18 protein-coding genes and 1 pseudogene are annotated in these 24,085 nt (G+C 48.8%); 3 read left to right on the top strand and 16 right to left on the bottom strand.

Translation table 11 applies throughout. From position 1 onward, the window contains the following. Positions 1 to 340: 340 nt before the first annotated feature. The 15 genes from GX019_09790 to GX019_09720 all read right to left on the bottom strand — a co-directional run bounded on the left by GX019_09790 (position 341) and on the right by GX019_09720 (position 19,304). On the bottom strand, positions 341 to 847 hold the full coding sequence (locus GX019_09790) for a hypothetical protein (GenBank protein HHT37450.1): 507 nt from the start codon (positions 845 to 847) through the stop codon (positions 341 to 343). Positions 848 to 992: 145 nt separating this feature from the next. Beyond that, complete coding sequence (locus GX019_09785; GenBank protein HHT37449.1) at positions 993 to 2,207, bottom strand: hypothetical protein; 1,215 nt, start codon at positions 2,205 to 2,207, stop codon at positions 993 to 995. A gap of 35 nt (positions 2,208 to 2,242) precedes the next feature. Further along, positions 2,243 to 4,297, bottom strand: a complete 2,055-nt coding sequence (locus tag GX019_09780; protein HHT37448.1) for a discoidin domain-containing protein — start codon at positions 4,295 to 4,297, stop codon at positions 2,243 to 2,245. An 18-nt stretch (positions 4,298 to 4,315) separates the two neighbouring features. Continuing rightward, positions 4,316 to 5,422: a glycoside hydrolase family 27 protein gene (locus GX019_09775; protein ID HHT37447.1), complete on the bottom strand. Its 1,107-nt coding sequence runs from the start codon at positions 5,420 to 5,422 to the stop codon at positions 4,316 to 4,318. 44 nt (positions 5,423 to 5,466) lie between these two features. Next, on the bottom strand, positions 5,467 to 5,706 hold the full coding sequence (locus GX019_09770) for a hypothetical protein (GenBank protein HHT37446.1): 240 nt from the start codon (positions 5,704 to 5,706) through the stop codon (positions 5,467 to 5,469). Between the two features lie 10 nt (positions 5,707 to 5,716). After that, positions 5,717 to 6,847 carry a glycoside hydrolase family 27 protein gene (locus GX019_09765; GenBank protein HHT37445.1) on the bottom strand — a complete coding sequence of 377 codons (1,131 nt, stop codon included), beginning with the start codon at positions 6,845 to 6,847 and terminating at the stop codon, positions 5,717 to 5,719. A 37-nt stretch (positions 6,848 to 6,884) separates the two neighbouring features. Further along, a complete protein-coding gene (locus GX019_09760) occupies positions 6,885 to 8,207 on the bottom strand; it encodes an extracellular solute-binding protein (protein ID HHT37444.1) in 1,323 nt (440 codons plus the stop codon). Between the two features lie 130 nt (positions 8,208 to 8,337). Next, positions 8,338 to 9,315 carry a carbohydrate ABC transporter permease gene (locus GX019_09755; GenBank protein ID HHT37443.1) on the bottom strand — a complete coding sequence of 326 codons (978 nt, stop codon included), beginning with the start codon at positions 9,313 to 9,315 and terminating at the stop codon, positions 8,338 to 8,340. Positions 9,316 to 9,330: 15 nt separating this feature from the next. Further along, positions 9,331 to 10,239 carry a sugar ABC transporter permease gene (locus GX019_09750; GenBank protein HHT37442.1) on the bottom strand — a complete coding sequence of 303 codons (909 nt, stop codon included), beginning with the start codon at positions 10,237 to 10,239 and terminating at the stop codon, positions 9,331 to 9,333. Further along, positions 10,236 to 13,067, bottom strand: coding sequence for a hypothetical protein (locus tag GX019_09745; protein ID HHT37441.1), 2,832 nt, complete (start codon positions 13,065 to 13,067; stop codon positions 10,236 to 10,238). Before GX019_09745 ends, GX019_09750 begins: the two co-directional genes overlap by 4 nt. A gap of 22 nt (positions 13,068 to 13,089) precedes the next feature. Beyond that, positions 13,090 to 15,270: a hypothetical protein gene (locus GX019_09740; protein ID HHT37440.1), complete on the bottom strand. Its 2,181-nt coding sequence runs from the start codon at positions 15,268 to 15,270 to the stop codon at positions 13,090 to 13,092. 36 nt (positions 15,271 to 15,306) lie between these two features. Then, positions 15,307 to 16,179: a helix-turn-helix transcriptional regulator gene (locus tag GX019_09735; protein ID HHT37439.1), complete on the bottom strand. Its 873-nt coding sequence runs from the start codon at positions 16,177 to 16,179 to the stop codon at positions 15,307 to 15,309. A 186-nt stretch (positions 16,180 to 16,365) separates the two neighbouring features. Next, positions 16,366 to 17,394: a Gfo/Idh/MocA family oxidoreductase gene (locus tag GX019_09730; GenBank protein HHT37438.1), complete on the bottom strand. Its 1,029-nt coding sequence runs from the start codon at positions 17,392 to 17,394 to the stop codon at positions 16,366 to 16,368. A gap of 23 nt (positions 17,395 to 17,417) precedes the next feature. Beyond that, the gene (locus tag GX019_09725) at positions 17,418 to 18,503 is read right to left on the bottom strand and encodes a Gfo/Idh/MocA family oxidoreductase (GenBank protein HHT37437.1); all 1,086 of its coding nucleotides are present in this window, start codon (positions 18,501 to 18,503) and stop codon (positions 17,418 to 17,420) included. 12 nt (positions 18,504 to 18,515) lie between these two features. Then, positions 18,516 to 19,304 carry a sugar phosphate isomerase/epimerase gene (locus tag GX019_09720; protein HHT37436.1) on the bottom strand — a complete coding sequence of 263 codons (789 nt, stop codon included), beginning with the start codon at positions 19,302 to 19,304 and terminating at the stop codon, positions 18,516 to 18,518. A 335-nt stretch (positions 19,305 to 19,639) separates the two neighbouring features. On the opposite strand from GX019_09720, the gene GX019_09715 reads away from it, so the two are divergent. Both GX019_09715 and GX019_09710 read left to right on the top strand, forming a co-directional pair. Further along, the gene (locus tag GX019_09715; GenBank protein HHT37435.1) at positions 19,640 to 20,767 is read left to right on the top strand and encodes a glycoside hydrolase family 27 protein; all 1,128 of its coding nucleotides are present in this window, start codon (positions 19,640 to 19,642) and stop codon (positions 20,765 to 20,767) included. 141 nt (positions 20,768 to 20,908) lie between these two features. Continuing rightward, a complete protein-coding gene (locus tag GX019_09710; protein ID HHT37434.1) occupies positions 20,909 to 21,976 on the top strand; it encodes a branched-chain amino acid aminotransferase in 1,068 nt (355 codons plus the stop codon). Between the two features lie 99 nt (positions 21,977 to 22,075). Here the strand turns inward: GX019_09710 and GX019_09705 are convergent, their stop codons facing one another. Next, a complete protein-coding gene (locus GX019_09705; GenBank protein ID HHT37433.1) occupies positions 22,076 to 23,401 on the bottom strand; it encodes a formylglycine-generating enzyme family protein in 1,326 nt (441 codons plus the stop codon). A gap of 261 nt (positions 23,402 to 23,662) precedes the next feature. Here GX019_09705 and GX019_09700 point away from each other — a divergent pair. After that, positions 23,663 to 24,028, top strand: a pseudogene (locus tag GX019_09700) (PH domain-containing protein). The last annotated feature ends 57 nt before the right edge of the window (positions 24,029 to 24,085 follow it).

Below are 24,085 nucleotides of genomic sequence, written 5' to 3'. Positions count from 1 at the left end.
GGCGTATAATTTTTTGTTTTAACTCGGGTTCATAGTATGGTTTTTTAGCCACTTGTCATCGCTCCCTTGATTTAGTATAACAAAATCCTATATCAAGGTGTTACAACTTTAGTTTACCAGGTCAATAGTTGGTAATTTGCTAAGGTTAGCTTTTTAAGAAATACTTGTATAACCAAGTAAGCTTCTATGGAAACGATAAAGATCGTGTATAGGACCGTCGAATAAGACTTCCGAATATATGAAGCATCTAATAATCTTCTAAATCTCACGAAATGGCTGTCATATAGTGATTTATATTGATCTATAAGATATCCAACGAGATTGTATATTCTTATTTCCTTTAGAGCATCCTTATTTGTGAGTATCCCATAATATAGTTATATTTTCTAACCTCAGGAATTTCTTCAGAATGAAATCTATGCCTTTCTTTTCTTGCTTTGATGTCAGTAATGATTTTTGGAATCAGTCCAAGCAAGACGACGATGAACATTAATTGATTAAAATTAAAAATAATTGCTCCAACTCCTATTACGTTGATTAGTATCGATATCAGCTCAAACGGAGCATAAACTAGTACATCCCATCTCCCCCCTAAAACTCTTTGTGCATCGGTATAATTTTTATAGTAATCCGGGGTGTCAAACATTTCGAAAGAAACTTTAGCTGCTTTCTCCATTATTTTTACGTTAAAATACCTCTGTATTTGAATCCCTAGATGTGTACGACTCCGCTCACATATTATTGCAGTAACATCTTGAGCGATCTGAAGTCCCAATAATATTACCAACGCTCTAATCAATTCGGATATTACATGCATTTCGCTATAAACAATAATATCAATAACCATCTTGTAGATATACAATACACCTAATGGGAGTAAACTATACAAGACTCTATTCAATAACAACAACACAAAATCCAGCTTCTAAACACGAAATACTGTTCTTGGAACAAACAGGTAATTCTTGATCTTACGCGCAAACTTACTCAAATCATAACACTCCTCTGTCAGAAGACCCATGCGATGGTACACCAATAGATCTATACACCACAGGAATCTCAAAAACCTCCTTAAATCCACTGCCGGTAACTGTTAGCTTAATGACAGTATCCTTATTCACCGAGACCCAGCCGCCATAATAGGAATGGCCGTCCCAGCCGATCCGCCACCGCTCCTGACGGGGCATGCGGATCCCTTCCATGCGGTAATAAGAATCCTCCAGCAGTGGGATTACTTCATCGCCGATCCGGGCGGTGACAGCGGCTGGAATATGCTCTCCTTGATGGCGGACCCGCACCGGCAGGTAAATATCCCTGGATGGCTGGTCGGTAACCACAGTGATACTGCCGAACAGCGGTTCAATCACCAGATCCTCCCGGGCTGGTACAATTCTGCCATATTTCTTGGCAATCTCCAGATAAGTATTGCGATCCTGCTGCCGGTGGGTCCAGGCATTGACTGCGCGCTGCAGGTTCATACCCGGCCAGCGCTTTGGACCTCCCCTTTTATGCTGCAGCGCCTCTTCATCGCTCATAAACGGCTCAAAGACTCCAGGTTCCAACCGGACAATTTCTTCAATCAAGATATCCAGATGGTCGGCGAAAGGAAAACCGGTAATCGGCACTTCATAGCTGACGGTCTGGCCTGTATTGTGAAACAACTGCTCATAGGTGTGCTGCGCCTCGTGCTCCAAGACCATAGTTATGCCCTGATCCTCTTCATCAAACTGCTGGACGCTAAAAGACATATACGGGATATCGTCAGGCCCGGGCAGGGCGCCGCCGCCATACATTTGGCTGGCATCTTCCCGGTTTTTCCACGCCCACAAGCACCACACCAGGTCATACGCTTTAGGATCGATTTTGAATCGATCAAAGCTGTTCCACGCATTTTGAGGCGACAGCCAGAATTTATTCGGGTCATATTGAGCAATATCTTCTCGTTCCAGCCGATTGTCAAGGAGCACAAGATGATAACTTTGCTGCATATTATGGCCGATCACCTGCTCAACCCAATCCCGGTATGAGATCAGATGCTTGACAATCAAATACTCCTGCTGCCGGTCAAACTCCCAAGTAAAAGTCTTGGTGAAAATAGGGATCATCACATCCAGCATTAAGCGAGGTCCGGGCGAAGCCAGCCAGGCTTCGCCTTGATTTGAACCGAGCCCCACATGGTGGATGAAAGCTAACGGAAAATCACTCATCAGCCAATACCTCCTGCCCTGATTGACTAGGACCTCTAATAATGGTATTTACCAGTAACAGCAAACTTCTCTAAATTAAACCAGGGATCGTTTCGATACTCCCTGGGGCGAAGTTTGGGCATTTCCAGCTCTAAATAGATGGATTCTTCGCCTTCGAACATTTTGAGCGTTCCTTTTGGCAAGGAAACTTCTGCAGTTTCGTTATTCAGCTCCCCGGACCACACAGTTGAACTGAATACTCCAGGCAGATTGACTTTTAAGCTGATATACCCGCTGCCGGTAATCTCAAGGAGATACCCGGCTAAATCATCCCTGGTAAAAATGGACAGCGGCAGCTCATATTCCAGGGAGGAGCCTTCTCCAAATTTGATCCTGCCATCTGCTTGGCTCACATTAACTTGATTGTGGATATAATCAGACTCAACGCCATCCTGAATAACGATTTCCTCTTCGGCAAAGACGATAAAGTTAATTGGGATTACAAAGACTTCCTCAATTCCAGCGCCGGTTACCGTCAGTTCAATCTGGGTATCCCCTTTGGTTACCGACACCCAACCGCCATAGTACGAGTGCCCATCCCAACCAATCGACCAGCGCACCTGGCGGGGCATGCGGGCATCACCGGTTCGTTGGTATGAGTCCTCCGTAAATTCGTACACTCGATCGCCGATTCTAGCTGTTACCTTTAGATCTGCAACAAATAGACCCCGATTCCGCGCCCGTAACGCCAGATAAACATCCCGCTGTTCCGTATCCGTAATAATGGTAACACTGGCAAATAATGGTTCAATGATCAGGTCACCTCTTGGCGGCACCAGTTTGCCAAATCGCTGGGCAATCTTAAGATAGCTCTCCCTTGGTTGGTATCTTAAGGCCCAGGCATCCAGCACCCGGCCTAACAGCTGCATTGTCTTGGCTTCTTCGTAAGTTACCTCCGGCATAAACAGGTCAGGCTCTAACTCAAGAATGGCACTGTATAAGACCGGTTGGCGGTCGGCATGGGTAATCCCGACAATAATTCCATCCTCCGGAGGATCGGACACCACGGGAATTCCGGATTCATAAAACAAGCTTTCATAAGTGTGCTGGCTTTCATGGGCATGGAGATGGAAGACCCCATCCGCGGGTTCGGTAAACGGGCCGACACTATAGGATTGGAAAGGAGTGGTGTTTGGACCAGTTTGAGCAGCGCCGCCATACATCTGATTCGCATCTGCCCTGTTCTCCCAAGCCCACACCGACCACACCAAATCATAGTCACTGGGACTAATTTTAAACTTGCTGAGATTCTGCCAGGCATTGCCGGGAGCTAACCAAAAACTATTCGGTTCAGGTTCGGAAATCTCTGCGCGCCTAAGCAGCTCGTCAGAAACTAACAAATGGTATGTTTGATCCATGTTGTGGCCAATTACTTGTTCCACCCAGTCGCGATAGTTAACCATAACTTTCGTGAGATAGTATTCTTGGCTAAGATCCCATCTTCGGGTAAAGGTATTGGCATACCAAACATGCAGCACATCCAGTCCAAGGCGCTCACCTGCCGATTCTAGATACGCTTCCCCCTGCCCAGAGCCATACCCCACCTGGAGGTAAAATGGGTAGTCAAATTCTATGCCGGGAATTTCTACCGAGCTGATGGAATAGGCCAGTCCCAAAGGATCAGCCATGACAATGCGAAGATGCCGCGCTGTTTGATGAGGGAACGTAAACTGATCAATATTACCGGGGCTTACATTTTCTCTGGTAAAATCAACTTCTGTCCACTCTGCTCCATCCAGGGATAAGTACAGCTGAACACTTCCGGCTCGGGTATTTTTGCTGTACCAATTAATGATCAGACCAGGGAAAACAATCTCGTGGGGAAAGCTTAGTTCAAGCCACTGGGGCTGATCAACATTTGAACTAGTCCAGCGTGAGTTCCGATCCTGATTAAGCACATTGTGGGGGTCAGTGGACAACTGCAGTACATCTGATGCTGAAACAACTACTTCCCTGGGTGAAACATAAATGACTTCCTGCGCATAAGCGCCAAAGCAGCTGACAATCAGCAGCAGAGATAAGGCTGCTGCAGCTAAAGTGAGTTTTCTCATCTGGATATCTCCTTTACTTCACAGCTTAACTACTCTTGCCCGCAGTACCTGACAGCAGTGGGGTTCCAATACCGCGCGGTAAAACGCAGTCTCTGTGCCCAGATCCTCATTGGTCCAGAGATCGGTCAACTGCAGCCCGTACCCGGCAGCCATCGGCAGACCTAAATCCCAGAACTGAATGTGGGCTCTGGCCCGGCGGTCACCGAAGTTGACCAAGGTGATGGCCAAATCGCCGTTAGAAAGAAGTTTAACGTAATAGAGCAGTTCTTCGGAAATCCAGTCAGTCACCGTGTAAGCCTGCCGGCCCTCAAGATCTTGATTAATCGCTATCAGTGCCTTATTAGTTAAAATCGCCTGCGTCGCCTCATTCATGTTCCGGACATCGCAGCCGATCATCAAGGGCGAGTTCATCATGCACCATAAAGCAAACTGGGTCTTGTACTCTTCGTCACTGCATCCACCTAAGCCAACCATCCCTCGGCCGTACAGGCCTGTAACCAAAAAGTCGTTGTCGTGGAAGCAGTAGGGGGCGCTGTAACACTCCTGCCCCACCAAATCCAGGGCGACTTGTTTAATCGAAACCCAGTTATCCTGCAGATCACCAGTAGACCGCCAGGTATGGGCCCCGGCGGAGCGCATCCATTTATGGGGTTCGTCCCAGCCCCAATTGACTGTGCTTAACAAGATATCCCGGCCGCAGTTTCTCAAGGCCATAGCCATCCGGCGGTAGAGAATTCGCCCTTCCAGACTGCGGGGTTTGTAGCAGTAAACATACCGCAGGCAGTCAATGCCCCATTCCGCAAAGGTCTCGGCATCAATAAACTCGTGCTCTAAACTGCCGGGATAGCCGGCACAGGTTTGCACCCCTGCGCAGGAATAAATACCCAGCTTAAGCCCTTTGCTGTGGACATAATCACTTAAAGCCTTGATCCCGCTGGGGAATTTCTCCGGATCCGGGACCAGCCGCTTGTTTTTATCCCGCTGCTCAAGGCTCCAGCCGTCATCAATGATGATATACTCATACCCTGCTTCCGCCAATCCGCGCTCAACAAAGGCATCTGCTATTTCTTTAATCAGCTGTTCATTGACATCTTCGCCAAAACTGACCCACGAATTCCAACCCATTGGTGGTGTTTTTGCGATCACTTTTTCCTTCTCCTCCGTTATTCTCAGCGGCTTCTGAAATCTTCAGAAGCCGCGTCGTCGCTATCATCGTTTACAAACAGGGTACATCCCATCCGCTTGTAATAGGCAATCCGTTCCTCTATGACCGCTGTACTGCATTGGTAATAGGCAGCCAGGCAGGGGATGCAGAGGTATTCTTCGGCAAACCGCGACACCAAACGTTTGTAGATAGCTATTTCATCTCCCTCAAGGGGCTTATCGCAGTTAACGCATCTGAGTGCCATGGCGAGTACCTCAATTCACCTTTTTTAGCTTGGCGCGAAACACCTTGCAGCAGTGGGGCTCCAGCGCTGTCATATAGGATTCAGTCTTGACCCCGAGATTCTCACCGGTCCAAAGATCATGCAGCTCAAATCCGTAACCGGCTGCCGTCGGCAGTCCTAAGTCCCAGAATTCCAGGTGCGACCAGCCTCGCGCATCGCCGAAGTTCACAGAACAGATGGCATAATCACCGCCAACCAAGGGTTTAATGTAATGGATGACCTCTTTGCTGTGCCATCCAGTGATGGTGTACGCCTGCCTACCTTCCAGATCTTGATTGACCGCGATCAGCTCTTTGTTGGTCAAAATGGATCGGGTGACTTTTTTCATCTTTCGGACATCACAGCCGATCATCAACGGCGAGTTCATCATGCACCATAATGAGAAGTGGGTCTTATACTCTTCATCGGTACAGCCGCCTAAGGCTACATTGCCTTTGTTATACATCCCTACGACCAGCATATCCACATCATTGTAGCTGTAAGGACCGCTGTAGCACTCCTTGCCCAGCTGCTGCATGGCCAGTTTTTTAATTGACTCCCAACTATCCAGAATGTCATAGGTGGACCGCCACATATGGGCGCCAGCGGAGCGCATCCACAGATGGGAATCGTCGATACCCCAGTTGCAGGCGCTGAACAGAATCTCCCTGCCGCAGTTTTTCAAGGCCATTGCCATCCTGCGGTACAGCAGCCTGCCATCCATATCCCTCGGTTTGTAGCAGTAGTCGTACTTAAGGAAGTCTACACCCCACTCGGCAAAGGTCTCAGCATCAATAAACTCATGCTCAAAACTGCCTGGGTAGCCAGCGCAGGTTTTTACTCCGGCACAGGAATAGATCCCAAACTTCAAGCCTCTGCTGTGAACATAGTCACTGAGAGCCTTCATACCGCTGGGAAATTTCTCCGGATCAGGTACCAGCCGTTTGTTTTCATCACGTTCCCTTAGGCTCCAGCCATCATCAATCACAACGTATTGATAACCTGCATCCGCGAGTCCTGCAGCAACCATGGCGTCGGCAACTTCCTTGACAATTTGCTCATTGATGTTTACCCCAAATGTGTTCCAGGAATTCCATCCCATCGGGGGTGTATGACCCATCATTTTTGCATAAGCCCCTTTCCAAATCTGATCTGCCTAGCTATTGCTTGAAGATTTCATCCAGACGTGCTTGAACTGCGTCCTTAATCCCGGCAACAGCCGCCGCTGGATTTTCGCCCTCAATGGTTACGCGGCGGTTGAATTCCTCAAAGTTTTCAAAGTCGGGCCAGAAGAAATTAAGGACATACGGAGCAAGCTTCAAGTCTCTAACTAAGTTGCGGTAGATCTCCAGATCCCTGCGGTCGGTAACATAAGTTGCAAACTCATTCACCAAACGCTCTTCTGGGTCATCGATCACATAGTCGTAAGAAGCCATGTACAGAGCGTTGTACAGCTCAATCAAAGCCCTGGGATCATACTTGGTGGTCTTGGGAATGACCCAGTTCCAGTTGGCAGCGGAATAACTGCCATACTCGCCCGGCGTACCATTGGGGCCGATTGGATAAGGCAGCAGGCCGCAGTCATCTTCCATCCACTCTGGATCTGCTGTATAGAAGAACCACCAGGGATGGGACAGAGTCATTGCTCTATTGCCTTGGAAAATCGCATACTGGCTTTCAAAAGCAACAACTTTGTCTTCATGGATCAACTGCTGGAGATACTCATAAACAGCCAGCGCTTCTGGTTCATCTAAAGTAAATGTAACTTTCCCATCGATGATTTTGGCAACAGCTGCATTGTTAGTTGCTAACAGAGCTGCTACTTGGTCGGTACAGCCGATGCCAGGATCGATACTGATGCCGTACTGATCAATCTCGCCATCGCCATCGGTATCTTTAGTTGCCTGGATGGCGATCTCCCGCATGGCTTCCCAAGTCCATTCGCCGTTATAATACAGCTCATAAGGATCCGGCAGGCCTTCCCGCTCAAACAGGCTCTTGTTCCAGTACACACACCAGCCGGAAGCATCCACTAGGGAAAAACCATAGATGGTGTCGCCATGCTTCCAATGCTCCAGCGCCTTATAAACTTCCGGAATATCTTCCAGATACTCCTCGGTGAGAATGTCATCCAGAGGAGTCAGCAGCCCTTCTGCCGCGATTTGATGGAACGCTCTTCCCCGGTCCAACAGCTGAATATCTGCCACCGGATCTCCTGCTAAAACGTTGGCAATAAATGTCTCGGGATTATAAGCCGAATCATCATTAACCCACTCGATCTTGACGTTGAACATCTCCTCAACTTCCTGCACATGCCCTATGCCCCGGGCATCCTCGAAGTTGATGCCAAACGTAGTCGCATTCGGGAAAGTTCCGGATATTCTTACTGTCTGGCCGCCAAAATCATAGGGTGCGGCAGCAGCAGTGACTGCCAGCAAAGCAATCAACACAACCGACAATCCACAGCGAACAAGCCTAGACATTCACTTCATCCTCCTTGAGAAGGTTTTAGACCGAACATGCCCCTACAAGCATCGCTAACGCTACCCTCCCTTTAAAGATTTTGCAGCCGGCATGTTAGGTTTGGGTATCATCCTCGGATACAGCAGGATGTTATCCAACCATTCCAGTTCTCTCCACACTTTCCACGAAATATCTCTGCAAAAGCCCGTAAAAAACGAGCAGTGGTGCCATAAACATCAGCATCCCAGTGTTGATGATCACGGAAATATACTGATCGCTGTAGCCATAACTGTCAAACAGCTGATTCAGTTTTTCCAGCATGAACGGCAGCATTGTCACATGACCGCGAATATACATCCTGGTCAAGAAGATATCATTCCACTGCCAGACAAAGGAGAACAGAAAGACGACAATCATCACCGCTGAAGCACCTGGCAGCATAATGGTAAAGAACGTCCGGACCGGACCGGCGCCATCCACCAGAGCTGCCTCCTCCAGTTCTCGAGGCAGCCCCTTAAAAAACTGGCGCATGATATAGATGAACAGGCCATTTTTCAGCCCCATAGCTGTGATTGAGGTCAGCACAAAAGGCCAGAACGTTCCTAATAGGGAGATTTCCGGCTGGGTGACCAGCCCTAATTTGTGCAGGAGCTGGAACAACCCAAAGCAGTCAAAGAACCGGAAGTTCAGGAACAAAGGGATCATTACCATCTGGGGTGGGACCAGCAGCGTAAAGATCACCATAGCAAACATGAAATTACTCCCGAAGTAAGGAAACCTGGCAAATCCATACCCTACGGTAGTCGTCGAGACCAGCTGCAAAACCGCCACCAATAAAGCCAGACTAAAGGTATTGAGAAATGCTTTCGGGTACTGCATCTCGATCCACAGATCACGGTAATTGCGGGTCAGCGAACCAAGATCCAACTTCCGCGGCAGCCATTTAGTGGTTAAGTCAAATAAATCGCGCTCAGTCATCAGAGAAGACGAGATCTTGATGATAATCGGATAGAGGATGATGAACGACAACCCGATAATCAATACCCCTCTGACCAGGCTCCACCCTAGTGAAAGCCAGTATGATCTGTGCAGATATTTACCCCGCCGGATATTCCACGCAGCTTTCATCTCGGTCCTCCTAGCCTAATCTCCCATATAAAAGACACGGCGGGAGAAGATTAAGAATACGAATGCCAACACAAAAGCGATTGCACCAAAGTAAACCCAGGTCATGGCAACACTGACACCATACAGATTCCTGCCCCATGCCATACTGCTGATATAGCTCACCAGCTGGTTGCCGGGGGCTGTAAAGGAATCAACGATGATATAAACGATATTGGTAAGAAACAGGGGCGAGATCAGGGGGAAAGTAATCTTCCAGAAACTCTCCCACTTGGTGGCACCTTCGATCTTTGAAGCTTCAAAGAACGAGTCAGGGATACTCTGCAAGCCGGCAAGAAAAATGATAATCGGAATTGCCGATGCGCTGATGATCTGCCCGATACTGCCCACTGCCGCTGAAATGAAAGTGACAAACCCTACGGGTATGCGGAGGTTCCTAAACAGCCCTAAGGCAAATCTGGTGACCGAGATGCCATCGCCGCTGGTACCCAGAAAGTTCAAGGCCAGCGCCCTTGTCAGCCGATCACTGGCTTCAATCTCCGCAATGATGCCGGAACGAAGGATGACCGGCAGGAAAAAGATAACCCTGGCCAGCCCCCTGCCGCGAAACTCTTGATTGAGCACCGTGGCAGCAAAAAAACTAAAGATGATGATGGTGGGGATGTTGGTCAGAATGGCGATCACTGTTTCGGTAAACAGGCGCATAAACTCGGGATCAGTGCGGAAGGCATATCGAAAATTATCCCACCCGATATAAACCATGTTGAATCCATTCTGGGTAACCTCCATTTGATGGAAGCAGTACCGGACCGATTCATACATTGGTTTGACAAAAAAGGCCAGAAAACCAATGGTAAACGGTAACGTAAACACCATACCCCACAAGGCGCGTTTGCGGCGCAGAGTCAAGCGCGGCAGCAGTTTCATTCCTGAAGTGCCCCCCTTTCCACAACTGCATAATCCTGCCCAGGAATCACCATACCATTGACGGTGACCGGTTCCAGATTATAATTAACAATTACCGACAGCCCATTTTCAAAGGTGGTCTGATGAACATTGCCAGCCACTACCTGCCAAGCGCTGATGCCCTGCCCTTGAACCTCCCGCAGCAGCGCGTTCAATTCCTGATAAATCTCCGCTGCCTCCTCCAGCCAATCCTGGTAGTGCAGGGCATAGAGGGAAGCGTATTTAGTATTCTTTACCTCCGACGATGGGGCAAAGCTGCCGATGAAATAGGGATAAGAGCCTGTTTCTACTGCTGTTAAGAGCGCTTGGCGGTAACTGCCGCTTAAGTTAATGGGACTTCCGGCATAATCGATCAGGCCGCGGATCACCATTTGGTAAAAGGGAAGATCAACATCGGTAATATTTCTCTGGCTCGAACTTGTTGGTAAGTTCAAAATGGTGGTCGCGTACGGAATTGCATAAGCATTGCCGTAATCAACCATGAGCTCAAATTCTTTGTCTTGAATCTTTTCCAGCTGCCTTACAATGGTTTTTTGGCTCTCAACCCGATTTACCAGAGCATTTTCCCGAAAATCAGAGTTAACTTCCCGGGCAATGTCAAATACAGACAGGCTGTCAAGCTGATACTTTTCATAATTGGCAAGGAACTGATCCACAAAAGTATCGAGCATCCGCGGCGAGATAGCTGTGTGGCTGACATCACCCCGCGTGTACAAATCCAAGTTATAGTAGGACACATCTGCCGGCAGCTGGTTAACCCTGACCGCAGCGTGTTTGCGGGCACTAAACCCGTTAAACGCCGTATTGCGGTAGACATTTAACAAGCCCACACTCGGATAGAGCTTACCGCCCCTTGCCTTGAGATAAGCCGCCAATTCCTGCAGCTCCTGAGCGGTACCCACCACTTTTTCAGTTTTAGCTTTGATGGGAAAATCGTGTTTCAGCCCACCAGCCAACCACCCGCTGTACTTAACGGCGATGCTGTTAATGCCAGCTGCAGTCAAGTCTTCAATTATGGTTTGGGCTTCCTTAACCGTGGTCAAGGGCACAATCACATCCCGGGCCACACCCATGATCGGCTTCCGTTTGTCAATGGCGCCGACCAGTTCAAGGTAAAAGGGAATGTGGTCTAATACGGGCCGCGCTTCCAGCTGGTATTTATCTATGAGATACTGGCGGTAGAGTCGGGCCATACCGGCATAATTAGCATCATCGCCAGCCAGGAAGCTGTAGCGGATCACAAAATCACCTTGATAAATCTCTTCCTGGAAACGCCAGACCGCACCAACTTCCTCTCTGCTGACTACCCCCACAGGTGTGGTGGTAAACTCAGCGTAAACCCGGTTATAGTCATGGATTTTACCGGCAATATCAGCCCGGACCGCTCCTAAAGCCTCACCTTCCTCAATGATTGCGAAAAACGCCTGGTCATCTTGGACCATTCCAAACACCGGCAGCCTCATGCTCTCGGGATAGACCATCCGGGATGAAGCAGGATCTAACGCATGATCATAGCCGTAGATGTATTCACCACCGATGGGTCCAAAGGCTGATTCATTGATCCGCCCGTTATTAAGGTAAATCAGGGCTCCGCAGCCATCCGGGACCAGCATATATCCCTCACTGGCAAGATTTGCCGACCCAAAATACTCCAGAACCGCGATTTTTTGGATCGGGATGGTGCGCTTAATGCCATAGCGGTCAACAACATCAATGGGATACACTATTTCCGAGCACGGAATCCTAACCAGCAGGTTAGGGCCATCGATGGTATACTCAACCGGGACAAAAAACACCTCAATATTGGCAAGATGGGGATCGATCCCGTACATCTTGTGGTCCTCAATCATGTCAATTGGCGTAAAGCCAACACTCTCGAAAATCTCCTTAATATCCTGAATGACGAATCCGCCAACATCCTTCAAAAGATAAGTCGGGTTGTCAATTAAAGCCTGCAGATCATCAAGCCGGATATCTTCCAGCCTATCTAAGTCGCCCCGCTGCTTTTGAACCGCATACATCAGGCGCCAGATAATATCTTGTTTTTGCTTGGTAACCCGCTGCCGCGCTCTGTTAAGATCCCGCTCTAAGCGGTCCCGCTGCGCAGTCAGGCTTTCATCACCAGCGGCAATCGCTAGATTTAGCCATGCCAACTGCTGTTCATCCTGTTCAATCGCGGCTAAGGCCTCAAGATAATCGGGGTTGAGAACTTCCAGCGTATAATCGCCAAAAGCTAACTCCAAGTTGATGCCGGAAACGGGTTCCCGCTCCTGGTCTCCCAGCGGGACCAGCTTAATTAAGTTATAGGCATCCAAAATCTCGCTGATGGTCCGCTGGTCGTCAATCCGGGCAAGAATGAAATCATGCATCCTTGCTTGACTGACCAAAACCGGCAGATAGTGCTCATTGCGCCACTCTTCCACAATCTGGTATTCAACCCGGACGCCGTGTTCGAGATACGAATACGAATACTGCTCGTACTGAACGCTGAACTTATAGCTGTTCTTTTCCGTGCCGGTTCCAGCGCCGTGGAAAATTACCACCTGGCTGTTCAGGCGATCGCGCACGCCGGCCCTGGCTTTAGCCCGGTCCTGAGGGTTAGAAAACCAGATCTTAGCATTAACCTTGTCATAGACGGCGATCTCCGTTGTCTGGCTGTTAAAATACAGTTCCAGATATTCATTTTCAGAAACCAGCTCGAATCCATCCAGGCTGGCATGAACAGCAGCGGATCCCAGCAGTATGAGGCACAGACTGATTAAAACTGCCGCAAACTGGTGAACCTTCATATGACTGCCTCCCCCATCATCTTTATTGCAGTCGATAGGCAAATTCACTGTACAGCTCACCGACAAACTGAATCAATAAATCAATCACCATGAAGAACAACAGTGAGACGAAGATAACTGCGGCAATGCCAATCAAGATGGCAAGCACGATCAGCAGCGTTTTGGTCATCTCATATTCGTGGGTGACCATAGTTCCTAACACCAGCAGGGATCCTGCCCAAAACGCACCGACTGCCAGAGCCAGATATAAGAGGGAGCCTTCATCCAAGGTAAGATAATTGCTGATAATTGTGGCCGGAATGTAGAAGATCACGATGGGCGTTAATGCGTAGGCGCTGGCAATATAGATATCCCGCATTGTGCCTTTGCCATCCATGAGCGTTGTCAGTGACCAGTTCACAACACACCAGATCAAAAACGGGATCACCACACCAGCTATTTCTACAAAGATATTGAGGGTCTCTGGCTGCTTGGAATTAAAGACATAACCCAGATACTGCCGCATGAAAATATAGGTAAAAACTACACCGCCAAGGATAATGGTAGCTGCGGCAGCACTGCCCCTGCGCTCATGTTTCAAATCCCAAAACCCATCAAAAGGATGGAACATTACATGAGCGGCATACCGCAGTGAACCCCATGTGCTGGCAGCGAACTTGTAAATGCGGTTGTTCTGGACGGGTTCACTGGCAACCAGGGCATATACTCTTGCTGAGCGCCACCGGCTGCGAAGCCGCTTTCTTCCTTGGAATTTGCAGCCTAGATAAATCAGAACCACCGCCGCAAACAGCGTGTTCATAATCAGGCTGAACCGCTCTCCCACAACTGCGCGCCGATAGCGGTAAAACGCATTGGAATAACCTTTCCGATCATTGCCGAGTTTAAAATAATCCATCACCGTCAGGTAATCTTTGGCATCGGTCCCGCTGGTGATCGCCTTCTGGAGATAGTTCTTGCCAATCCCGATATACGCCAGCTCGTTATTGGCATTGCGCCTCAGCACCTGCCCCCAGATCTGGGCTGCGCCGTCATAATCTCCCCGTTCATACGCTGCGGTTGCCGCGTGAATCAGCACTGCGTATTCCGTGGGATCAAAGACTGTGATTCTATTTAACCCGCTGTCTAAAACCAGCAGCCGATCACCCACCGCTGCCACCGCAGCTGCTGTTTGGGTCAGGCCGACTCCCTGCCCAATACCGCCAAACACATAGAGAAGCTGGCCGCTGTGGTTATAGGTATAGACCCGGCCCCGGCGGCGGCACAAGACGGAGTAGATGCCGTTTTCCCGGGCAGCAATATCCACAAGCATTGAAGGCCCGCTGGTGGCTTCTTCGGACAGATAATCGGCGATCCGCACCTCACCCATGGGCGGCGTGTGGCCTTCTCTTTTCAGGACATCGACACCGGCTGGGTTTAAGCGGCGAATCCTTTGTTCCGGTATGATTGCGCCGCCGGAAATTGTGGTGAAAATAAATCCTTCTGAATCCAGATCCATACTGCTGTATTCGGTAGGCAGGAAATCGCGGGTCCGCTTCCGCTGTTCAGCGGAGTAAATTAGAGACCAAAAATAATCCCACCAGCTTGGATTGACACTGGGAGCTCCCATAAAACCCCGGAACTCGCCTTCATCGGTAAGCTCCACAATCCCTTCGAACAGCCCTTCCACAATGACAAAAATCCGGTTCAGCTTATCGACCACAACCTTAATTGGGCGAAAACGGAAATGTGCTGGAAAAACTGTTTCATATCCCGCATGCGGCGAAGTAATTTCGCTAACAAACCGGCCGTCTTGATCAAGGCAGACAATCCGCTGGTTATCTCTGTCAGCGATGAATAGCTGCCCCTCTGCATCCACAAAAACACTGTAAGGGTTGCGGAATTTGTCAACCTGCCCGTTCTTTTCAAAGCTGTCAATCACCCTGATCACATTGAAACTTAAATCGGTATGAATAATGCGGTTGTTGCCTGTATCAACGATGTAGATGCCATCATCTGCGACAACAACATCCTGTGGTGATTTGAAATCGCCTAAACCTAAGTCGCTGCCATAAACAACTCTGCTCGGAACATACGCGTGAGGTGCCGGGACAGCAGTGCCATAATAGTCAACGTAATAACTCTGGTACATGACTGCAGCCACAGGGGTGCAACCCAATATTAAGACTAGACTAACAATTGTAAGCATTCCAATCCTAAATTTCATGCCGCTTCCCCCAAACTAACAGCATGTTCGCCATGCTTACTTATTGGTGTAACGAATCCGGTTATAAGCATTACGGAATTCTTGCATGGTTAGTCCTTCGTACTGCTTAAAAATCCGCATGAAATACTTATCATCATTGAAACCTAACTGGTAAGCAATTTCCTTATTGTTCATGTTGGAACGATAGAGCATTTCCTTGGCTTTTCCGATTTTACAAAGGTTGATATATTTCTGGGTGGTCACCCCCAGCTCCTCACGGAACTTGCGGGTGAGATAATTCTTGTTATAACCGAATTCCTTGGCGATCCCGTCCAAAGTTAAAGGTTTTTCGATATTCGCCTTAATCCAACTGGCAATCCGATTAATCTGGCCGGAACATGGACCCTGCTTTTCCTGTAAAGTAGACTTTAAAGCTTGATCAGACATCTCTATCAAGAGAGAAGTAACGAGATAATTTGCTGATTGGGCTGTGTAGTAACCAGCGTTGGCAATGTGCAGCAGCTGGTGAACCAGGACAAAGATCCGATCTACACTCGTAAGTCTAAACAATTCCGGTATAAACACCCAATCTGCGAGATCTTCTGAATACGGTATTTCCACATCGGCTTTGGATTCAATTTTAATCCGTCTTTGCTGATCTTCTTTGCATCTAAACTGCAGGCGATAGAAGGATACATCCTGTTTCGGCATCCGATAGCCTGAGTAAACCAAACCTGGAAGCAGTAGAAACGAGCATCCCGAAACCACCGTATGAGTATCCTCGCCGCAGGTAAGAAACGCAGTTCCATCTGCCCCAAACAGCACAATAAAGTCGCTGCTCTCCGCGTAAGTCCACTCGTGGGAAGGGATGATATGACTCACATCAACAAACTCTATTGGCTTTTTGATATCCAGACATAGAATTAACATGGTCACCACCATTGTTGTTGTTACCTACACTTAACCCATGTTAACCAAACGTATCAGTTGTGTTTATTATATATTGTTTTCCGCGGACTGTAAGTGTACAATAGCGTATAATTCATGGACACAATTAACCTAATAACCTCTCTCAACCTTAGTCAGCGCAGGCTTAAATGAGCAAACCTCCTGCTGTTACAGGAGGTAAATCTTCTGCTTCTTCTTGCCTGATTCATAGATCGCGCAGACCAGCGCCTGTGTCTTGACCGCATCTTTACCAGTGATTTCCGGATCAATCCCCTGAGCTAAAGCTTGATAGAAGTTAGTTATCTGCTTGATATGGCTGACTCCCCAATAATGCTTGACATTCCCATAATCGATAAACTCATTGGGATCGGGCGCAGCTTTAAACTCACGCCCATTATTAAGAATCACGGTCCCAGTATCGGCCGAGATTCTCGCCAAGCCGCGCTCGCAGTGAAGCTCAATTTCGATGGGAGCATCATACCCGTAGTAATTAATGGCATAGAAGCTGGTCAATACCCCGTTTTTGTATTTAATAACCCCTTCGGCGGCATCCTCAACATCAATTAGGGTATGAGTGCGGTTGCTGATGCTGGCAGCAACAAATTCAATCTCACTGTCAACCAGCCACCGGACTAGATCAAGGGTATGAATCGCCTGATCAATGATCACACCGCCGCCCTCTTTGTCCCAAGTCCCTTTCCAATCGCTTTTAGCGTAGTATGCGTCGGTACGCTTCCAGGTAACCGAGAGTTTGCTGGAGATAATCCGGCCCAATTGGCCCGACTCCAGCATTGCTTTCACCAGTTGGGAACCAGGGTTATACCGGTTTTGAAAGATCACGCCTAAAACCACACCGTTTTCCTCAGCCGCACTGATCATCCCCTGCGCATCCTCCAAGGAAATGGACATGGGTTTTTCGGTCAAGACATGGACTCCCTTGTTGGCAGCATAAACCGCCATTGGGGCATGCAAGTAGTGAGGCGTGCAGATGTGGACTGCGTCCAAATCAGCATGGTCAATCATTTCCTGGTAATCCAAATAATAGGAGCAGTTGTAATCCTTTGCCCTGGCTTGGGCCCGTTCTTCTTTAATGTCGCAAACCGCCACAAGCTTGACGTTTTCCTGCCTGGCAACCGAAATGCTGTGCATCGGGAAAATACTGCCGCAGCCAATAATGCCCACTCGGTATTGTGCCATGGCTACACCTCCCAACCATAATGCTAATCGAAGAACACGGGCTGCCCGGTTCTCCCCGACTCATAGATGGCCTCCAGAATCTCGGTGACCAGCAAAGCTTCTTCAGGCTGTACCACTAACGGCTTGCCTTTTAGGATCGCATCGTAAAACACCCGCGCTTCCAGCTGGTTCGGATCCATGGATTCCCCTTGATAAAAATCGACACTACCGGCGCCGAGCTGCGGCGTTTCAATGAAATGTTTTCCAAATCGCTGGCCATTGATCCGCAGACCGTTTTTCATATCGGCTCCGCCCAAGGTTCCGCACAGGGTAGTCTGAGCTTCTCCGACCTCCAGCGTATTTAAGGCCCAGCTGGATTCCAGAAAAACGGCAGCTCCATTTTTCATGACAACGAATCCAAACGCAGAATCCTCAACAGTATACTCCTGGGGATCCCAGGGACCGAAGGGATTGGCCAGAGCCTTGTCGCGATTTTCCGCCAGTTTGCGGTAGACACTGCCCACAACGTATTTTGGCTCATAATTGTCCATCAGCCACAGTGTCAGATCAAGGGCATGGGTTCCAATATCGATCAGGGGACCTCCTCCCTGCGCCTCTGCGTCAAGAAACACACCCCAGGTTGGCACTGCATTTCTTCTCAGCGCGTGGGCCTTGGCAAAATAGACTTCTCCTAACTCCCCGGCCCGGCACACATTATACAGATACTGGACATCCGAGCGGAAACGGTTCTGATAACCAATTGTCAGCAGCTTGCCTGCTGCTTTGGCTGCTTCCAGCATAGCCCGGGCTTCGGCAGTAGTCTTGGCCATTGGTTTCTCGCACATCACATGCTTGCCGGCACGCAGGGCAGCAATCGTCATTGGCGCGTGCCAGTTGTTCGGGGTCAGGACGTGAACCACATCGATGCTTGGATCGGCCAGCAGCTCCTCATAGTCGCGGTACACCTTGGCATCCTTGGTTCCATATTTGGATTTCGCTGCTTCCGCCCTGCTTAAAATAAGGTCGCAAAAGGCCACCATTTCCGCCTCAGGAATTTTGGCAACCGCCGGCAAGTGCTTACCATTAGCAATCCCGCCGCAGCCAATGATCCCAACACTCAACTTATCCATCGCCCAGCCTCCTTACCGAAACAGCAGTTGTTTAAAATACTTGATTGAGTAATCAAGGCCACTCTCGAGCAGTTCACCTTCCCACGTGGGCGAGTGCGGTTCAATGCTGAGTCCGCCCTGGTACCCTTGGGCATATAAAACAGCCATGAACGCACCCCAATTAGTCTGATCCATCCCCGCCGGCGGATCATCATAGCGGTGCCCGGCGATGGAGAGCGAACCTTTGAGATGGATGTGGTTAAACCGTTTGCCCCAGTCCCGCATTTCCTGCAGATAATCACCGCCATCATAAACACAGTGGGATGGATCATACTTAATGCCCACTTCCGGCAGGTGCCCTAAGACCAGTTCCCATGACCGGGGTTCCGCTACCCAATTACCCCAACGGCAGTTGTAGACGGACAGTTTCACTCCATGCTGATCTGCCGCAGCCAGCAGCTTGGTAAGATAATCGATTGCCAAGCCGGCGTTTGAGTATAACGACAGGGCATCAACATAATTGACCCCACACACATAATTGGGGCATCCCAACTCGGCGGCAGCGGCAATCAGGTTCTGGTTGATGGTCAGCTCTTCGGGAATTATTGATCCTTGAGCTGTAAATTTGTCGGTTCCCCACCGGCCTATGGATTGCACCGCCACTCCATACTGCTGCTGCCACTGGTTGATTTCCGGCACCATGCTTAGAAACGAATCAACATCATAGCCAATATTGATGCAAAACTCAAGAAACTCCAGCTCTTTTTCCTTGGCAGCTTGAAAGCTGCGCTCACTTACCGACCCAATCATACCTAAACGCATGCTCAGAACACCTCCGCAGTCATCGCAGTTTTTCAACAACCTTTTAACACTTGCCGCACAATCAGTATATCGATTTAACGCGACCTCTGTAAGTATAGAAAAATGCAGATGTGGTAGATTTTATCCAGCAATCACTATTCTGATTAGTTTGACTTACAAAGTTATAATCCTGTTATAAATCTAATTTTTCCTTTCTTACATAACTACAATTTTACAGTATGTTCATAATTTCCACTTATTCTGCCCGTTTCTATACTTACAGGGCGTTATGTCTCAGCTATAATTGACGTGACTACCAATAATCAGCATAGTTCAGAAAGGGGCATGTTAAATTGATGGCAAAAACACCACCGATGGGTTGGAACTCCTGGAACACCTTTGGCTGTGATATTAACGAGACGCTAATCAAGGAGACTGCCGATGCAATGGTCGCTGAAGGGCTAGCAGACTTGGGGTATGAGTATGTGGTCATTGACGACTGCTGGAGTCTGCGCAAGCGTGATGAGCGCGGCAGGCTGGTGCCAGATCCGGAAAAGTTCCCCAGCGGCATGAAAGCCTTGAGTGACTACATCCACAGCAAAGGATTGAAATTCGGCATCTATTCCTGCGCCGGCAGCCTAACCTGCCAACGCTATCCTGGCAGCCTTGACCACGAGTTCATCGATGCGAAGACCTTTGCCGAATGGGGAGTCGACTTTCTTAAATACGACTATTGCTATAAACCTAAAAACATCGATGGCCGATTATTATACCGCCGGATGGCCATGGCCTTGCGAAACAGCGGCAGAGATATTCTCTTCAGCGCCTGTAACTGGGGCCTTGATGAGTCACATACGTGGATGCGTTCTGCAGGTGCTTACATGTGGAGATCCACCGGTGACATTCAAGATAACTGGGAATCCATAAAAAAGATTGCCCTCAGCCAGCTTGGGCAGGAATGCTACAGCGGTCCTTATTGTTATAATGACATTGATATGCTGGTCGTTGGTATGTACAACAAAGGTAATGTAGCCTTAGGCGGATGCACTGATGAAGAATACAAAACCCATTTTTCGGTGTGGTGCTTTATGAATTCTCCGCTGATGATTGGCTGCGATGTCCGCAGCATGAATGAGGCAACCAAGGCAATTCTGACCAACAAAGAACTGATAGCGATCAATCAAGACCCGGAAGGCCGGCAGGCATATACAGTAAACGGCTGGTTCAACAATGATGTGGTCCATTATATCAAGCCGCTGGCCAATGGCGATTATGGGATCTGCTCGGTCAATTACAGTGACCGGAGAGCCTGGGCCCATCTCGAGTTCTGGGATATCGGACTGCCCACCATGGCTGGGTACGGATTAGAACTGCGCGATCTCTGGACCGGGGAAAACCTCGGTGTGCAAACCGAATCCTTTGCATCTATCCTCGAACCACACTGCTGTTCGGTTTACCGGGCCAAACTTGTGCCAGTAAAATAGAAAAATTATAGAATCGAGTAGAAAACCGCTCGGGAATCAGCCCAGCGGTTTTCTCCTATAATTTAATGGCTTAAAGCAGGAATTACAGACGAAATTGTAAATAAATACAAGAATAATCAGGAACAAAAGGGGTGTTCACCAGTGGAAATTACCGTGAGCAAAACCACGACCCCAAAACCCAAGCCGAGTGCGTCTGAGCTGGGATTTGGCACAGTGTATACAGATCATATGTTCATCTGGGATTACAGCATCGAAAAAGGCTGGCACAATCCCCGAATTGTACCCTATGGTTCTTTAGAGATAGATCCAGCTTGCATTGTCCTCCATTACGGGCAGGCTGTCTTTGAGGGGATGAAAGCTTACCTGGGACCTGAAGGCGAAGTGCTTTTGTTCCGCCCTGAGATGAACATGGCCCGCCTCAACCGCAGCAGTGAGCGGCTGAGCATTCCCCGTTTCGACGAAGAACTTGCCCTGGAGGCAGTTAAACAGCTGGTTGCTCTCGATCGGGACTGGATCCCCAGTGAACCAGGCACTTCCCTCTATATCCGTCCCTTTATCATCGCCACCGATAATTATCTCGGTGTCCGCCCGTCCCACACTTACAAGTTTATCGTGATTCTCTCGCCGGTTGGATCGTATTACGAAGAAGGCCTTAACCCGGTAAGTATCTACGTGGAGCCCCACTATGTCCGCGCTGTGCGGGGCGGAACCGGGTTCGCCAAAGCGGCTGGAAACTACGCCGGAAGCCTGCTGGCCCAGTTAAATGCCCAGGCTAAAGGATATGCCCAAGTGCTGTGGCTGGATGGTATTGAACGCAAATATGTGGAAGAAGTGGGGACAATGAACGTCTTCTTTAAGATCGGCGGGCGGCTGGTAACTCCCGATCTGAGCGGCAGTATCCTCCCGGGAGTGACCAGAGATTCTATTCTGCAGCTGCTCCGTTTTTGGCAGGTACCTGCCGAAGAGCGGCGGTTGAGCATCGAGGAAGTCTTCCAGGCCCATGACGAAGGCCAGCTGAGCGAAGCTTTCGGCTGCGGCACCGCGGCAGTGGTAAGTCCCATCAGAAGATTGGAGTACAACAATCGAGTGATCGAAATCGGCGGAGGTAAGACGGGAGAGATTACGCAGAAGCTGTACGATACCCTCACCGGAATTCAAACCGGCAGGCTGCCGGATCCCTTTGGGTGGGTAGTGAAAGTGAACATGTGATCCGCACTCACAATATTAGATAAAAGTGCACCTCCACATGTTAGATTGCTTGTATCTAACATGTGGGGTGCACTTTTATGACCGCTGTTTCTTTTAGCTCTACTTGTTTCTTGCGATCCGAAATCCTACGTTAATAAACTTGTAGAGGCCATCCAGGGAATAAAGCCAGATGCCTCCCACTGTCATCCGCTCAGCAGAATCGGAATAGGAGCCGCCGAAAATGAATCTCTCATTTCCGAGCTTCTCATGCCAAGGCTCTTCATAATCATAAATCCATTCGCCAACATTCCCACTCATGTCATATAAGCCGAGGGCGTTCGGCTGCTTCATGGCAACCGGCTGAGTCTTGTCAAGTTCGGGATCATAAGGCCTCAGGCCATCTACATTTGCATCAAACCATGCAACCTTCTCGGTACTCTTAAGATCAGTTACTGGCGCATCAGCTCCGCTTGCATAGCGCCCAGGCAGCCAGTACAGACCATCGATAAGGATGGCATCAGACTTGATCGGCTCAACTGTTGGCTGGTTTGGTCCAAGATACCTGGCGGCCAACTGCCACTCAAACGCTGTCGGCAGCCTAAACCCGGTTGCCTGCTCATGACGATAAATGTTATCGGGCCACCCTAAAGAAGGGCTCCTGAGGGTGCTGTTATTCTTGGTTCTGTAAACAGGAATCAAATCGGTGCCGTGAATTGAACTGTAGTATTCTGTTAACGCATTGCACCAGACAATCGCATCTTCCCATTGGATATTTGTCACTGGTTCCTTATCACTCGAATCGAAGTGGTTTTCACTGCCCCGATAGGCGTTGGTATGAAAGCGGTATCCGTTCGCAACGGCCCATTCCATCACATCGACCCATAATTCATAAGTTACTTCCGTTTCCCCGATCCAGAATTCATGCTCTACCGCCGCGGTGTACTGATCATCGATTCCGAAAGGAAATCTGGCAGCAGGAGCAAGAATCATGCCGAACTCAACACCAGGCATCATCCCAAATACTTCCTCAGCCAAGACATGGCTTAAGCGGTCGCCAACTGCAGGCTCACGTACTTCGACCGCTAGTTCGGTTTCCCCTTTGTCTGCTGAAGCTTCCTGAAGGGGTACTTCCGGGGCAGTTTTTTCAATGTCCTCCTCAGTAGGTATAGGTATTAATTCCGCCTCAATCACTGCTTGTTTACCTAATTCAATCTCCACAACTTCCTCCCAGACTTCATAGCCTTCCTTGCTGATAGTAAGAATGTAGATGCCCGGATCAGCCTCAAGGACAAGGGGAGTGGTTCCTGCAGGCTCATTGTTTAAGGAGACCTTTGCCTCCCGGGGTTGTGAAATAATGATGATTTCACCTGGAGCGACTTCTTCATTGCATCCTGTTAACGCTAGAACCAAGAGTAATAATGGGACTAACTTCAAGACTGCTTTCAAGATTACAACTCCTTTACATAATGATCTGCCAAAATGTGGACTATGTGAGCCCACATATTCATTCGATCAGAACAGGTAAACTCCTACTTTCTGCTGTAATCCTTCGCGCTGATGGTATCCGCTTCCGCCAATAATCCCATCGTTTTGACCATCTCCTTAAGCAAACACCTGCAGATTTCAAAGCAAAGAGTTGGCGTTTAAAAGGAAATCCGGACAGTTGTGATTAAATAATCGATAAAGAAATCACGAGGAGGAAGCTATATGGCGGATTTACAGAACATCATGACCTGAACTTTTGTTTCAGAGACAACACCACCGCAGGACGTTAAAGAGATTCTGCTGGATGATGAAATTGTAGAAGCTGCATACCAAACAATCCGGGACGTAGCAGTAGTTACAAATAAGCGGATCATCATTGCCGATCGCCAGGGCATTACCGGCCGCAAGACTGAGATTTACACCATTCCGTTTAAGTCGATAGTTCTTTATTCCTCAGAAAACAGCGGAATCCTGGACTTAAATGCCGAACTGGAACTGTGGACCCGGGTCAGGCGCTTTAAGCTCAATCTCAACCGCAATGTGGATATCCGCAAGCTGGATCGGATTATTGCGAAATATATTCTTTAACAGATTAGGAGGCTGCCCAATAATTTGAGCAGCCATCCTCCCATGAAAAAAGCCCCT

The organism is Bacillota bacterium, from assembly GCA_012837335.1.
GTDB lineage: Bacteria > Bacillota > Limnochordia > Darwinibacteriales > DTU012 > DTU012.
The sequence above is the reverse complement of the archived record's forward strand: the minus strand, read 5'-3'. Positions and strand labels throughout refer to the sequence as shown.

Coding starts and splice junctions, on each gene's coding strand:
- GX019_09740 (HHT37440.1), bottom strand. CDS start 15,270: ATGAAATTTAGGATTGGAATGCTTACAATTGTTAGTCTAGTCTTAATA.
- GX019_09745 (HHT37441.1), bottom strand. CDS start 13,067: ATGAAGGTTCACCAGTTTGCGGCAGTTTTAATCAGTCTGTGCCTCATA.
- GX019_09750 (HHT37442.1), bottom strand. CDS start 10,239: ATGAAACTGCTGCCGCGCTTGACTCTGCGCCGCAAACGCGCCTTGTGG.
- GX019_09780 (HHT37448.1), bottom strand. CDS start 4,297: ATGAGAAAACTCACTTTAGCTGCAGCAGCCTTATCTCTGCTGCTGATT.
- GX019_09755 (HHT37443.1), bottom strand. CDS start 9,315: ATGAAAGCTGCGTGGAATATCCGGCGGGGTAAATATCTGCACAGATCA.
- GX019_09720 (HHT37436.1), bottom strand. CDS start 19,304: ATGCGTTTAGGTATGATTGGGTCGGTAAGTGAGCGCAGCTTTCAAGCT.
- GX019_09735 (HHT37439.1), bottom strand. CDS start 16,179: ATGTTAATTCTATGTCTGGATATCAAAAAGCCAATAGAGTTTGTTGAT.
- GX019_09790 (HHT37450.1), bottom strand. CDS start 847: ATGGTTATTGATATTATTGTTTATAGCGAAATGCATGTAATATCCGAA.
- GX019_09775 (HHT37447.1), bottom strand. CDS start 5,422: ATGGGTTGGAATTCGTGGGTCAGTTTTGGCGAAGATGTCAATGAACAG.
- GX019_09725 (HHT37437.1), bottom strand. CDS start 18,503: ATGGATAAGTTGAGTGTTGGGATCATTGGCTGCGGCGGGATTGCTAAT.
- GX019_09715 (HHT37435.1), top strand. CDS start 19,640: ATGGCAAAAACACCACCGATGGGTTGGAACTCCTGGAACACCTTTGGC.
- GX019_09785 (HHT37449.1), bottom strand. CDS start 2,207: ATGAGTGATTTTCCGTTAGCTTTCATCCACCATGTGGGGCTCGGTTCA.
- GX019_09730 (HHT37438.1), bottom strand. CDS start 17,394: ATGGCACAATACCGAGTGGGCATTATTGGCTGCGGCAGTATTTTCCCG.
- GX019_09760 (HHT37444.1), bottom strand. CDS start 8,207: ATGTCTAGGCTTGTTCGCTGTGGATTGTCGGTTGTGTTGATTGCTTTG.
- GX019_09765 (HHT37445.1), bottom strand. CDS start 6,847: ATGATGGGTCATACACCCCCGATGGGATGGAATTCCTGGAACACATTT.
- GX019_09770 (HHT37446.1), bottom strand. CDS start 5,706: ATGGCACTCAGATGCGTTAACTGCGATAAGCCCCTTGAGGGAGATGAA.